The sequence below is a fragment of the Nocardiopsis sp. N85 genome, assembly GCF_028882275.1.
GTDB lineage: Bacteria > Actinomycetota > Actinomycetes > Streptosporangiales > Streptosporangiaceae > Nocardiopsis > Nocardiopsis lambiniae.
In genome coordinates, this window is record NZ_JARBUT010000001.1 from 850,876 (window position 1) to 862,580 (window position 11,705).

Here is an 11,705-nt window from a genome sequence, read left to right on the forward strand (position 1 = left end):
GAGAACGTGTTCCCTTCGCGCGGATCCGACCGTTCGCCGAGGATCCACGTCCGGGCCGCCGCGCACCGTGGGCCCGGGTCGAACACGGAGGACACGGCCCCGGAGCAGGCGCCGGGGCGACCCGGGCGTGAGCCGTCGGCGCCGACGCGGGCCCCCGGGCCTCGCCGGAACGCGCCATCGGCCGCCGACGTCGCGGAGGTCGTCCCGGACGCCGCCGGGAGTCGTTCGCGCGCCGGCGGCCACGGCGCACGTCAACCGCGGACGGCGCCCTCGGGCCAGATCACGTGCACGGGCACCCCGGCGCGCCGGGCCGCCGCCACCGCGTCGGCGGTACCGCCCCTGCCGTGGCCCGGCCGTCCGTCCCAGACCGCGAACAGGCGCCGCACCCGGGCGAGCACGGCGGTGTTGGCGGCCGCGTAGGCCTCCTTGCCGGCGGTGCGGAACGGCATGAACCGCACCGCGGCGGCGCGCATGAGCAGACCGTCGAACCGGTGCAGGTTCTCGGCGGAGACCCTCGTCTCCCGGTAGTCGACCGAGGGGAGGACGACCTCCAGGGTCCCGCGCGCGTCCCAGACCGCCTCCGCGAAGATCTGGTCGGCGCCCTTGGCCAGGCACGACACCCCCACCAGGTCGGGGCCGCCGGCGAATCCCGCCAGTTCGCGGTCCAGTGCCCGCCGTACCAGGGCGGTGGTGTCCTCACCGAGGTCACAGTGGCCGGTGATGCCGATGCGGGTCATGGGGGACCTCCCAGGAGGGGGCGGGGGCGGGGCACCCAATCTAAGGCGTGTCCCGGGGCAGTGGATCCACGGGCAGGGACGCCCGCTCGTCGTAGCGTTCGCGGGCGGCCTCCACCTCCTCCATGTGCTCCTCGGCCCAGCCCAGGATCGAGTCCATCAACCCGCACAGGCTCTCGCCCAGCGGCGTCAACGCGTACTCCACCTGCGGCGGCGTCGTCGGGTACACGGTGCGCTCCACCACTCCGGCCCGCTCCAGGTCGCGCAGGGTCCGGGTGAGCATCTTCTGGGTGATCCCGTCCAGACGGCGACGCAGCGCGCCGAACCGCATCGGGCCGGGGCTGAGCGCCCCGACGACCAGGCACACCCACTTGTTCGCGAGCAGGTCCAGCGCGCTCCGGGACGCGCAACCGCGCAGGTAGGCGTTGGCGCCACCGCGTTCTGCCAGGTCGGGGGTGGTGTACACGGGGTACCTACCGATCTTTCAAGTGCCTTCTGTACAAGGGATACCGTAACCGGAAGGCTGGTCCCATGACAGAGCAGATGCGCGCCGTCCGACAGGACTCCCTCGGTGGGGCCGAGGTCCTCCGACTCGTCGAGACGCCCCTCCCCGAACCGGGGCCGATCCAGATCCGTGTCCGGGTGCACGCCGCCGGGGTCAACCCCACCGACTGGAAGATGCGCGAGACCGGCTACTGGCACACGCCCCCGTTCGGCCAGGGATGGGACGTCTCGGGCGTGGTCACCGCCATCGCCCCGGGGGTCAGCCGGTTCGCCGTCGGCGACGAGGTGTACGGGATGCCGAACTTCCCCACCACCCCCGGCGCCTACGCCGACCAGGTCGTCGCCCCCGCCCAGCACTTCTCCCGCAAGCCCGCCGGTCTCGACCACGTACGGGCCGCCGCGTTGCCGCTGGCCGCGCTCACCGCCTGGCAGTCGCTGGTGGACGCCGCCCGCCTGGAGGCCGGGCAGCGGGTCCTGATCCACGCGGCCGCCGGGGGAGTGGGGCACCTGGCCGTGCAGATCGCCAAGGCGCGCGGCGCCCACGTCATCGGCACCGCCAGGGCCGCCAAGCACGCGCTGCTGCGCGACCTGGGCGCGGACGAACTCGTCGACCACACCGCCGTCGACTTCGCGGAGGTCCTCGACGGCGTCGACGTCGTCCTGGACGGGATCGGCGGCGACTACCTGGAACGTTCGCTGCGCACCCTGCGCCCCGACGGCCTCTACATCGGCCTGACGAACCCCTTCGCCATGACCGAGGTCGCCGAGGCGGCGAGGTCCCACGGGAGGCGCGGCACCACCGTGATGGTCGCCCCCGACCACGCCGCCCTGGAGGCGATCACCGACCTCGTCGAACAGGGCCGGGTGCGGCCGCTGGTCGAGGAGACCTTCCCCTTGGAGAAGGTCGCCGACGCCCACGCCCTGGGGGAGGCGGGGCGCACCACCGGCAAGATCGTCCTCACCCTCGTCTGAACCCGCGCACGGAAGAGGCCGGGCGACCATGGTCGCCCGGCCTGCGCGTGCCGCGTGTCAGCTGCGGACCAGCGGGGTGTCCACCAGGTGCTCGGCGACGAACCACGCCTCCAGCTCGTTCTTGCGGATCACCTCCGACACCAGCAGGTCGTTGGTGCCGTCGTCACCCGTCTCCTGGACCCGGGTCGCCGCGTCGTGGGCGTCCTCCAGGATGGTCTCGTGCGCCTCCAGCAGACGCGAGAGCATCGCCGGGACCTCTTCGACGCCGTTCGGCGGGCGCGGGATGTTGGTGATCTCCGCGACGTGCCGGGGGTCGCCGACCGCCACACCGCCCAGGGTCTGCACGCGCTCGGCGAGCGCGTCGATGAGCTCCAACTGCTCCTCGGCGTGCTTGTCCATGAGCAGGTGCAGCTGGTAGAAGGTCTGGCCGCGCATCAGCCAGTGGTGCTTCTTGTACAGGTCGTGCAGGATGCGCGTGTCGCACAGCACCTGGTTGAGGCGCTGGCACGAGTACATGCGTGCGTCGTAGGACAACCCCACCGGGATCTGGCGGACCGTGCCGAACTCCTGGATCTCCCGACCCTTCTGGTGCAGCCACGGCTGGCTGCTCCCGGGCTTGGACTCCGTGTCGGGCTTGTGGTCTGCGGTCGTCACGTCTGGTCCCCCTCCAGTCGATGTGACTCGTGGTCGCGGCGCGGAGTCCGCCCACGGGCGGGCTCCGCCTGTCAGTCTCCGTCACCGGAGACCGATGTCCTCCTCACCCCGGACCAACCGGGAGTAAGTTTTCCGTGCTTTCCCCCGGAGCGCCCGGAGGGTTCGATGGGAAACAGGGCCCGCTCCCCTCAAGCCCTCCGGCCGTCATCGGGGGTCGAACCGCACCGGGAGATCGAACAGGCCGTGCATGATCATGCTCGGCCACCGGCGCGGTTCGGCCGGGTCGACGGCCAGGCGCAGTCCGGGCAGGCGGTCCAGCGCCGCGTTCACGGCGACCTTCGCCTCCATCCGCGCCAGGTGCGCGCCGACGCAGAAATGGGCGCCGTGCCCGAACGACAGGTGCGGGTCACCGCGTTCGGGGTCGAACGCGTCGGGGTCGGCATAACGTTCCGGGTCGCGCCCGGCGGCCAGCAGCGACACCAGGACGGGTTCGCCGGCGGCCAGCCCCACCCCGCCCACGGTGGTCGCCGCGCGCGGGAACCGCCAGGTGGCGTTCTGCAACGGGCTCTCCAACCGCAGCGCCTCCTCGATGGCCGGACCCACCAGGGCGCGATCGGTGTTCAGGCGCTCCCACCGCTCGGGCCGGCGCAACAGGATGTGGAAGAGGTTGCCGATGAGCGCCACCGTGGTCTCGTGCCCGGCCACCAGCAGCAGGAACGCCGCGGAGGTGACCTCGTCGCGGCTCATCTCCCCGCGCCGGTGCGCCTCCACCAGGTCACCGAGCAGGTCGTCCGTCGGTTCGGCCAGCCGGGCCTCCACCAACGACCCCAGGTAGGCGTCGAACCAGTCGGTGGTGGCGGCGATCGCCGCCATCTCCTCGTAGGACGACGAGTCGATCACCGCGGCCCGTCGATGGAACTCCTCCCGGTCCGCCTCGGGGACGCCGAGGATGTCGCAGATGATCGCGATGGGCAGCGGGTAGGCCAGGTCCCGCACCAGGTCGGCCTCGCCGGTCCCGGCATCGACGATCCGGTCCAGCAGGTCGGCGGTGATCCGCTCGGCCCGTTCCACCAGCGTCCGCACCCGGCGCGGGGTGAACGCCGTGCCCGCGACCCGCCGCAGCCGGGTGTGATCGGGGGCGTCCACGTTGACCATGCTGAGCATCAGCGAGGGCCGGTGGTCGTAGGGCAGGCCGAGTCCGGCCTCACGCCAGACCTCGTTGCCCGCGTGCGGGCTCTTGAGCATGTCCGGGTCGGCGAGCACCGCCTTGGCGTCCTCGTGGCGGGTGACGATCCACGCCCACGCCCCGCCGGGCAGGTCCACGCGGTGCACGGGGGAGTGCTCGCGCAGCCACCGGTAGGCGGGGTGCGGGTCGGCCTCGAACTCGGGGCCGTGCAACTGCGGAGGGGAGGCGGACATGCGGGACCTTTCCGGCGGGGGACCGTTCCGGGGGAGTCCTACCCATCCGGCCGGCCCGCCCACGGCCGGTTCCGGACACCCGTGTCCGTCGTCCCCGCCCGCTACGCTTGCTCCGCGCACGGCTATTCTCAGGAGGCCCGAATGAGCTGGGACGTCGTACTGGCACCCCTTCCCGAGGACATCGCCTCGGTGTCCGATCTGCCCCGCGACCACGAACCGACGCCGATCGGCCCGGTCGCCGAGGTCCTGGACCGCATCCGCGGGGGGTTCCCCGACGCGGACCTGTCCGACCCCGCCTGGGGCTTCCTGTACGACGCGGACGGCGCGTGGTCGATGGAGCTGAACATCGGCGCGAAGGACCCGGTCGAGACCGTCATGTTGCACATCCGGGGCGGCGGCGACGTCGTCCCCACCGCGCTGCTCCTGGCCGAGCTGCTGGGATGCCGGGCCGTCGACTGTTCCGACGGGGGGTTCCTCACCCTCGACGGCGGATCCCGGGAGGCCTTCCAGGCCTACCGGGACCGCGTCATCCGGCGTCCGGGGGACTGACCGTCGTTCAGGGGGCGATGGCGCAGGCGGTCTCCAGGACGAACCGCGACCACGGCCGGTGCGGGTCGTGGCCGGTCAGCTCCCGCGCCCGGCGCAGCCGGTAGCGCAGGGTCTGGGCGTGGACGTGCAGCGACTCGGCCGCCGAGGTGGCCGCGCCCTCCCGGAAGTAGGCCCGCAACGTCTCCAGCAGGTGGGCGTTGGACTCGGTCAGCAGGGGACCGAGGACGGCGCGGCGCACCGCGTCCGGGGTCACCGGGCCGCCGTTGAGCAGGGCCAGCACACAGGCGTCGGCCTCGCCCAGCAGTCCGCCCGACCCGAACGCGTGCGGCGGCGCGGTCTCCAGGGCTCCGTCGGCCAGCCGGTAGGCCGACGACACGTCCGTCAGCGGCCGCGGCGCGGACACGCACCCGCGCCAGGCACGGCCGTCCAGGGCCCGTGCGGCCCGGTCGGCGTCGTCGGGGGACGACAACAGCACCACCCGCCCCGACCGGGTCGTCGACAGCGGGTCGGCGGCGGCGGGTTCCAGCCGGGCGACCAGCTCCAGGGCGTTCGACACCGTCACCGGGGACGGATCGCCCGTGCTCACGGGTTCGGCCACCACCAGCACCGCCGGGTCGGGCGGGGTGATGCCCAGGGTGCGGGCCCGGTCGCGGATCGCGCCCCGGGAGGCCTGTCGGCCGATGAGCAGATCGTCCAGGAACGTCCGCCGTGCCCGCTCCAGGTCGGCGTCCATCCGGCGGGCGGTCTCGGCGTGCCCGGCCGAGAGGCCCTCGGAGATCTGGTCGATCGAGGTCATCCACAGTTCGCTCAGAGCGAACACGTCGGCGGTCTCCAGCCGGTCGCCCGCGTAGGCGGAGATCAGACGTATCGCGGCCACCGACCCGACCCGGTGCGCGCGCACGACCGCGCCGATCGAGCGGCCGTCGGCCGCCCGGGTGCGGCCGATGCCCCGCAACCGTTCCACGTCCTCCGCCGCGAGCCGGGTCTCCCCGGCCACCCACAGCTCCAGCGACCGGGTCACCAGCCACGCGGTGATCGCCCGTACCTCCGCCAGTTGCGATCCGTGCAGGGCCCGGTAGGCGGGCACCTCCGCGTGCACCTCGGCCACGATCCGCTCCACCAGAGCGGTGCGGTCCCGCATCAGCTCCGCGCCGACCGCGGCCCGACGTTCCCGACCCACGACGCCCCCTTCTCCGGCCCGGGCAGCCTACCGCCCGGCCCCGGGCCCGGCACGGGGGCCGACGCCGCGACCGGAACCGGGCCCGGGGAGGTCGATACGGCCGATCGGGGCGGCGGTATCCGGTCTCCCGGGTAAAAAGCCCGTACGTGGCGGTGCAGTGACCGGTCACCGCCGGGTCGCCGTGGCAGTATGCCAAGTGGGCGACCTGGGGGAGGTCGCGGGCCCGCCGACGGCCCTTCGGCGGGCGACGACGGCGTTGCGGGCCGACGGGGGATGACAGGGATGAGAACCATGACGGTTCCCGAGCTCACGCTGAACAACGGATTGCGGATCCCACAGTTGGGCCTGGGTGTGTGGCAGGTGCCCGACGAACAGGTCGTCGACGTGGTCACCACCGCGTTGGAGGTGGGCTACCGCAGTATCGACACGGCCGCCGCCTACGGCAACGAACGCGGAGTGGGGGAGGCGCTGCGTCGTTCGGGGATCGACCGCGACGACGTGTTCGTCACCTCCAAGCTGGCCAACCCCGACCAGGGGTACGACCACACCCTGCGCGCCTTCGACGCGAGCCTCGAACGCCTGGGCCTGGAGACCCTGGACCTGTACCTGATCCACTGGCCGCTGCCCGCCCGCGACCTGTACGTTCCCACCTGGAAGGCGTTGGAGCACCTGTACGCCGAGGGTCGGGCCCGTGCCATCGGCGTGTCCAACTTCCAGATCCCGCACCTGCAACGGGTCATGGAGGAGGGCGGGATCGCGCCCATGGTCAACCAGATCGAGCTGCACCCCCGACTCTCGCAGCGGCAGCTGCGCGAGTTCGGCGCGAGGCACAACATCGTCACCGAGGCGTGGAGCCCGCTCGGCCACGGTCGACTGCTCGACGACGTGGTGGTCGTCTCGATCGCCGAGGAACACGAGCGGACCCCCGCCCAGGTACTGCTGCGCTGGCATGTCCAGCTCGGTGACGTGGTCATCCCCAAGTCGGTGACGCCCGAGCGCATCCGCGCCAACTTCGACATCTTCGACTTCGAGCTGAGCGAGGACGACATGGAGCGCATCGGCCGGCTCGACGCCGGTGTCAGGTTCGGGCCCGACCCCGACCGGTTCGACGGGGACTGACGGACCCCGGCGGGCTCAGGTCCGCAGGTCGCGGCGCTTGCGCGCGCCGACCAGGGTCGCTTCGGTGCCCTGGCGGCGCATCCGCACCACGTAGACGATGCCGCCGATGAAGATGGCGACGATCAGGGCGAGCACCGCGACGAGGGCGACGAGGGACAACAAGAAAGTGATCGACATGGGCTCATCGTAGCCGCACGTCCGGGGATCCCTCCGGGGGAGTCCGCCGGGGCGCGGCCGATGGGCACGACCACAACCGGGAGGGGTTCCGCCGGTGGACCGCACACCGCACCAGATCGTCAACCCGCTCACCCTGTCCGAACCCGTGGGGTTCTCCCACGCCCTGGTGGTGTCACCGGGCCGGATCGTCCATGTCGGCGGCCAGGCGGCCCGTCGCCACGACGGCAAGGTGATGGGCGACGGCGTCGCAGAACAGTTCGACCGGGCCCTCGGCAACGTGATCGAGGCGCTGCGCGCCGCCCACGCGGAACCGTTCCACGTGGTCGACATGCGCATCTACACGACCACCATGCACGCCTACCGGGTCAGCAGCAACACCATCGGATCGGTGTACCGCCGCCACATGGGCCGCCACTACCCGCCGATGACGGTGATCGGGATCGACGAGCTGATGGATCCCGACGCCCTGGTGGAGATCGTGTGCACCGCGGTGGTCCCCGAGGTGAGCGAGGAGGCCGCCCTGGAGGACGAGGAGACCCGGGAACTGCTGGAGGAGATCGAGGAGTCCGCCGACGACACCGTCGTCACCGGCCATCCCGGCGCGGAGGGGCCGGGGGAGTTCCCGGAACGCTCTCCGGCCTGAGCCCGCGACCTCGGCGGGCCGGGGGCACCGGTCGGCGGTCCACCACCAGGGCCACCGCCGCCGCGCACACCGCCATGCCCGCGACGGCCTCCACGCCGACCGGTCGGCCGAACATCACCAGCGCCCACACCAGGGTCGTCGGCGGGGTCAGGTACAGCAGCGCCGACACCCGGGCCACCCCGATCCTCTCCAGGTTCGCCCAGTACAGGCCGTAACCGCCCACGGTCGACAGCACCACCACCCACGCCACCGCCGTCCAGAACCCGGGATCGGCGGGCGGGGCGAGCGTCCCGGTCCCCGCCGCCAGGGCGGTGAACAGCACCGCGCTCACGGAGCACTGCACGGCCATCGCGGCCATCGCCGACCCGCCCGGACGCCACCGCCGTTCCACCAGGGTCGCGGTGACCAGCGACAGCATCGCCCCGAACGGCAGCGCGTACCCCCACCCCGGGGCCGCGCCCGGAGCGCGCAGTTCGGCGCCCACCACCAGCGCCACCCCGAACAGTCCCACCGCGAGGCCCACGACCTGGCGCGCCCGCACGCGCTCGCCGAGCAGCGGCACCGCCAACGCCGTCGCCGCCAGCGGTTGCAGCGCCGCGATCAGCGCGACCGTTCCCGCCGCCACCCCGGCCTCGGCGGCGGCGAAGACCCCGTACAGGTATCCGGCCTGGGCGAGCGCCCCCACCACCGCGTGCCCGGCCAGGTCGCGCCCCGACATCCGCGCGCCCCGCCACAGGCACCAGGCGGCCAAGGGGATGACCACGATCACGAACCGCCAGGCCAGCAGGGTCGTGGCCGGGGCGTGGCGGGTGCCGAGTTCGGCACCCACGAACCCCGAACTCCACATCACCACCAGACCGGCCGCGAGCAGTACCGGCATCGGGGAACGGCGCATCGGTCGACCTCCGGGATTCCTCGTCCGCTTCCTTCGCCTCCGAGGTAAACACACCGGTCGGTATACTCGCGATGGAGTACCCGCACCCAAGGAGGGACCATGACCGCCACCCGGAGGTCCGCGACCGATCGCGCGGAACGACCGCTCACCCCGGCCGCACGGCGGATCCTCGACGTCGCCGAGGAACTGTTCTACGCGCGCGGCATCAACACCGTCGGCATGGAGCTCATCGCCGAACGCGCCGAGGTCACCAAGAAGACGATCTACGACCGGTTCGGCTCCAAGGGCGACCTGGTCGCCCGCTACCTGTGCGCCCGCGATGCCCGCTGGCGCACCCACCTGGAATCACGCCTGGCCGGGGAGACCACCGCGCGGGGCCGGATCGCCGCCACCTTCGACGCGCTGGAGGAATGGGTCGGCGAGGAGAGCCCGCGCGGCTGCGCCATGGTCAACGCCTACGCCGAACTCGCCGACCCCGAACACCCCGGCCGGGCCGTCGCCGAAGGGCAGAAACGGTGGCTGCGCGCCCTGTACGCCCAACTCGCCGCCGAGGCCGGCGCCCGCGATCCCGGCACGCTCGGCGACGCGCTGACCATGCTGCACGAGGGGGCGGTCCTCACCCGCACCGTCACCGGCGTCACCGACGCGATCCGCACCGCCCGCGCCACCGCCGACACCCTGCTCACCGCGTCCGGGGCGCCCTGAGGCGGGCCCGGCGCGGGGCGGCGGGCCCGCCTCACAGGTAACCCAGGCGGGACAGCTCCAGCCCGGCCGCCTCCACCACGTCGGCGTGCTGTTCGCGGGTGAGCCGGTCCCGCCAGGCCCCCACCCGCCAGGAGCGTTCGATCATCAGCTCCGTCGCCGACACCCGCACGCCGGTGAAGTCGCGCAACCGCTTGGCGGTCTGCACCTCCCCGCCGTGCAGGTCCTCATAGCGCAACGTCAACAGCCGGTCGGTGTCGATGCCGCGCCGCAGCGTCGCCGACATGCGCACCGCGCCCCGCCACCGCATCGCGCACTTGGCCTCGATCGACCCGTCCCGGAACTCCTCCAGGTCCGAGCCGTCCTCCAACCCGAAGAAGTGGTTGGGGAACTCGTGGTCCACGTTCATGAAGCTGGGGCGCGCCCACGCCAACGACCGCTCATCGTCCACCATCTCCGCGACGACGTCCCGCCCGTCCCGGATGACCTGCACGAACAGGGCGTCGGGGAAGGCGAGCCCGAGGGCCTTGGCGCTGAACAGCAGATCGGGGCTGGCGTCCCCGTACCGGCGCACGTCGGCGCTGTGCTCGCACGGTTCGGCGGAGTCCTTCGCGGGCACCCGCACCCACGGTCCGGGACAGCGCGGGCAGGTGAGCGGCGTCAACTGCCAGGCCTCGGCGTAGGCCTCGCGCAACAGGCTGGCCGTGCCCGCGGCCTTCTCCAACGCCAGGGAGGGCTTGCGGGCGACGGCGTACACGGCGTTGAGCACGCCCGAGGAACCCGCGCTCAGGTGGAAGCCGGGTGCGCGCGACAGGGCGCGGGAGATCTCGGAGACACCGGAGTGCGGCGCGCCCAACAGGAACACGGGCCGCTGCACCTTGGTCCCGTTGACCACGAGGATGTAGGAGGGCTGCTTCATGATTGCGTTGATTTTCGCACCCTTTGCCCTTCTCGTGTGCATCGGACGGATGTCGTTCCGGCACACCTTCGTGCGTTTTCCGAGGTTAAGGTGTGTGCAGGGGCGCGCGGGGGCGCCCACGACCAAGCCGAGGGAAAGCCGGTCCCACGTCGCTGCAAGAATGGGGTATGGCCGCGATGACCACAGACTCCACGCCCTTCTCCGATCCCGAGGCGTTCGAGCGGGCAGCCCAACTCCTGGAGTCGGCCGGGCGCATCACCGTCCTGACCGGTGCGGGCGTGTCCACCGACTCCGGGATCCCCGACTTCCGCGGCCCCAACGGGGTGTGGACCACCGACCCCGACGCCCAGGCGCGGTCCGACATCGGCATCTACATGGGAGACGTGAACGTCCGCCGGCAGGTGTGGTCACAGCGCCGCGCCCACCAGGTGTGGGAGGCCGGGCCCAACGCCGCCCACCGGGCCCTGGCCGCACTCGACCGCACCGGTCGGTTGCGCGCGCTCATCACCCAGAACATCGACGGCCTGCACCAGCTCGGCGGGGTGCCCGACGAGCGGATGATCGAGGTGCACGGGACGATGCTGTGGGTCCGGTGCACGGCGTGCGGGCTGCGCACCCCGACCCCCGAGGTGCTGGCCCGCCTGGACGAGGAGTCCGACCCCCGGTGCGTGGAGTGCGGCGGGATCCAGAAGTCGGACACGATCTCGTTCGGCCAGAACCTGGACCCCGACGTCATCCTGGCGGCCACGCACGCCACCCGCGACTGCGACGTGTTCCTGGCGGTCGGCACGTCGCTGACGGTGCACCCGGTGGCGGGGCTGTGCGACATGGCGATGATGGCGGGCGCGGCGCTGGTCATCGTCAACGGCGAGCCCACGCCCTACGACGACTTCGCGTCGGCGGTCGTGCACGACCCCATCGGCGCGACGCTCCCCGCCCTGGTGGAACGGGTCGGCGCGAGCGCCGCCCACTGATCCGCCCGACCCCGCTCCTCCGCCCACCGAGGAGAACCCGGAGGGGCGTGCCGCCGCCCCCGCTCTCCTCCGAGGGGCGGCGCTCGGCCGCCCTCGACCACGCGGTCGTGGAGTGGGCGCGCACGTTCGGCCCGGTGTCCGTGGGGCCCGAGGACACCGGGGCCGTCCGCGCACGAGGGCACCACCGCCCGGGGTCGGCCCGGACGGTGACGCACGGCGACGTGTGAGCGGGGTCCCGGTCTCCTCGCGCACCCAACCTCTCAG

15 protein-coding genes are annotated in these 11,705 nt (G+C 72.7%); 7 read left to right on the forward strand and 8 right to left on the reverse strand.

Going from position 1 to position 11,705, the window contains the following annotated elements:
• Positions 1–251 precede the first annotated feature (251 nt).
• Together PWG71_RS03650 and PWG71_RS03655 are read right to left on the reverse strand one after the other, a co-directional pair.
• Positions 252–737 (reverse strand): hypothetical protein, encoded by a 486-nt coding sequence (locus PWG71_RS03650; RefSeq protein ID WP_274808015.1) that lies wholly within the window; start codon positions 735–737, stop codon positions 252–254.
• Between the two features lie 40 nt (positions 738–777).
• Complete coding sequence (locus PWG71_RS03655; protein WP_274808016.1) at positions 778–1,200, reverse strand: winged helix-turn-helix transcriptional regulator; 423 nt, start codon at positions 1,198–1,200, stop codon at positions 778–780.
• Positions 1,201–1,265: 65 nt separating this feature from the next.
• Here PWG71_RS03655 and PWG71_RS03660 point away from each other — a divergent pair, with 65 nt between their 5' ends.
• Positions 1,266–2,210, forward strand: coding sequence for an NADP-dependent oxidoreductase (locus PWG71_RS03660; protein ID WP_274808017.1), 945 nt, complete (start codon positions 1,266–1,268; stop codon positions 2,208–2,210).
• 57 nt (positions 2,211–2,267) lie between these two features.
• Here PWG71_RS03660 and PWG71_RS03665 read toward each other — a convergent pair whose 3' ends face one another.
• Together PWG71_RS03665 and PWG71_RS03670 are read right to left on the reverse strand one after the other, a co-directional pair.
• Positions 2,268–2,864: a Dps family protein gene (locus PWG71_RS03665; protein ID WP_274808018.1), complete on the reverse strand. Its 597-nt coding sequence runs from the start codon at positions 2,862–2,864 to the stop codon at positions 2,268–2,270.
• Between the two features lie 204 nt (positions 2,865–3,068).
• The gene (locus PWG71_RS03670) at positions 3,069–4,283 is read right to left on the reverse strand and encodes a cytochrome P450 family protein (protein WP_274808019.1); all 1,215 of its coding nucleotides are present in this window, start codon (positions 4,281–4,283) and stop codon (positions 3,069–3,071) included.
• A gap of 141 nt (positions 4,284–4,424) precedes the next feature.
• Here PWG71_RS03670 and PWG71_RS03675 point away from each other — a divergent pair, with 141 nt between their 5' ends.
• Positions 4,425–4,832 carry a hypothetical protein gene (locus PWG71_RS03675; protein WP_274808020.1) on the forward strand — a complete coding sequence of 136 codons (408 nt, stop codon included), beginning with the start codon at positions 4,425–4,427 and terminating at the stop codon, positions 4,830–4,832.
• A gap of 7 nt (positions 4,833–4,839) precedes the next feature.
• On the opposite strand, the gene PWG71_RS03680 is transcribed toward PWG71_RS03675, so the two are convergent.
• Positions 4,840–6,012, reverse strand: a complete 1,173-nt coding sequence (locus PWG71_RS03680) for a PucR family transcriptional regulator (RefSeq protein WP_274808021.1) — start codon at positions 6,010–6,012, stop codon at positions 4,840–4,842.
• A gap of 291 nt (positions 6,013–6,303) precedes the next feature.
• On the opposite strand from PWG71_RS03680, the gene PWG71_RS03685 reads away from it, so the two are divergent.
• A complete protein-coding gene (locus tag PWG71_RS03685; RefSeq protein ID WP_274808022.1) occupies positions 6,304–7,131 on the forward strand; it encodes an aldo/keto reductase in 828 nt (275 codons plus the stop codon).
• 15 nt (positions 7,132–7,146) lie between these two features.
• Here the strand turns inward: PWG71_RS03685 and PWG71_RS03690 are convergent, their stop codons facing one another.
• On the reverse strand, positions 7,147–7,308 hold the full coding sequence (locus PWG71_RS03690) for a hypothetical protein (RefSeq protein ID WP_274808023.1): 162 nt from the start codon (positions 7,306–7,308) through the stop codon (positions 7,147–7,149).
• Positions 7,309–7,402: 94 nt separating this feature from the next.
• On the opposite strand from PWG71_RS03690, the gene PWG71_RS03695 reads away from it, so the two are divergent.
• Positions 7,403–7,951, forward strand: coding sequence for a RidA family protein (locus PWG71_RS03695; protein WP_274808024.1), 549 nt, complete (start codon positions 7,403–7,405; stop codon positions 7,949–7,951).
• Here the strand turns inward: PWG71_RS03695 and PWG71_RS03700 are convergent.
• The gene (locus tag PWG71_RS03700) at positions 7,893–8,846 is read right to left on the reverse strand and encodes a DMT family transporter (protein WP_274808025.1); all 954 of its coding nucleotides are present in this window, start codon (positions 8,844–8,846) and stop codon (positions 7,893–7,895) included. The two genes, PWG71_RS03695 and PWG71_RS03700, sit on opposite strands and share 59 nt — an antisense overlap.
• 99 nt (positions 8,847–8,945) lie before the next feature.
• Between PWG71_RS03700 and PWG71_RS03705 the strand changes: the two genes are divergently transcribed.
• The gene (locus tag PWG71_RS03705) at positions 8,946–9,551 is read left to right on the forward strand and encodes a TetR/AcrR family transcriptional regulator (protein ID WP_274808026.1); all 606 of its coding nucleotides are present in this window, start codon (positions 8,946–8,948) and stop codon (positions 9,549–9,551) included.
• Between the two features lie 31 nt (positions 9,552–9,582).
• Here PWG71_RS03705 and PWG71_RS03710 read toward each other — a convergent pair whose 3' ends face one another.
• Positions 9,583–10,467 carry a sulfotransferase family protein gene (locus PWG71_RS03710; protein ID WP_274808027.1) on the reverse strand — a complete coding sequence of 295 codons (885 nt, stop codon included), beginning with the start codon at positions 10,465–10,467 and terminating at the stop codon, positions 9,583–9,585.
• Positions 10,468–10,634: 167 nt separating this feature from the next.
• On the opposite strand from PWG71_RS03710, the gene PWG71_RS03715 reads away from it, so the two are divergent.
• Positions 10,635–11,441, forward strand: coding sequence for an SIR2 family NAD-dependent protein deacylase (locus PWG71_RS03715; protein WP_274808028.1), 807 nt, complete (start codon positions 10,635–10,637; stop codon positions 11,439–11,441).
• 47 nt (positions 11,442–11,488) lie between these two features.
• The gene (locus PWG71_RS03720) at positions 11,489–11,668 is read left to right on the forward strand and encodes a hypothetical protein (RefSeq protein WP_274808029.1); all 180 of its coding nucleotides are present in this window, start codon (positions 11,489–11,491) and stop codon (positions 11,666–11,668) included.
• Positions 11,669–11,705 lie beyond the last annotated feature (37 nt).

What these genes read in the sequence shown, in the direction of transcription:
- PWG71_RS03650 (WP_274808015.1), bottom strand. Translation starts at nt 737, where the DNA reads ATGACCCGCATCGGCATCACCGGCCACTGTGACCTCGGTGAGGACACC.
- PWG71_RS03660 (WP_274808017.1), top strand. Translation starts at nt 1,266, where the DNA reads ATGACAGAGCAGATGCGCGCCGTCCGACAGGACTCCCTCGGTGGGGCC.
- PWG71_RS03670 (WP_274808019.1), bottom strand. Translation starts at nt 4,283, where the DNA reads ATGTCCGCCTCCCCTCCGCAGTTGCACGGCCCCGAGTTCGAGGCCGAC.
- PWG71_RS03675 (WP_274808020.1), top strand. Translation starts at nt 4,425, where the DNA reads ATGAGCTGGGACGTCGTACTGGCACCCCTTCCCGAGGACATCGCCTCG.
- PWG71_RS03685 (WP_274808022.1), top strand. Translation starts at nt 6,304, where the DNA reads ATGACGGTTCCCGAGCTCACGCTGAACAACGGATTGCGGATCCCACAG.
- PWG71_RS03690 (WP_274808023.1), bottom strand. Translation starts at nt 7,308, where the DNA reads ATGTCGATCACTTTCTTGTTGTCCCTCGTCGCCCTCGTCGCGGTGCTC.
- PWG71_RS03700 (WP_274808025.1), bottom strand. Translation starts at nt 8,846, where the DNA reads ATGCGCCGTTCCCCGATGCCGGTACTGCTCGCGGCCGGTCTGGTGGTG.
- PWG71_RS03705 (WP_274808026.1), top strand. Translation starts at nt 8,946, where the DNA reads ATGACCGCCACCCGGAGGTCCGCGACCGATCGCGCGGAACGACCGCTC.
- PWG71_RS03710 (WP_274808027.1), bottom strand. Translation starts at nt 10,467, where the DNA reads ATGAAGCAGCCCTCCTACATCCTCGTGGTCAACGGGACCAAGGTGCAG.
- PWG71_RS03715 (WP_274808028.1), top strand. Translation starts at nt 10,635, where the DNA reads ATGGCCGCGATGACCACAGACTCCACGCCCTTCTCCGATCCCGAGGCG.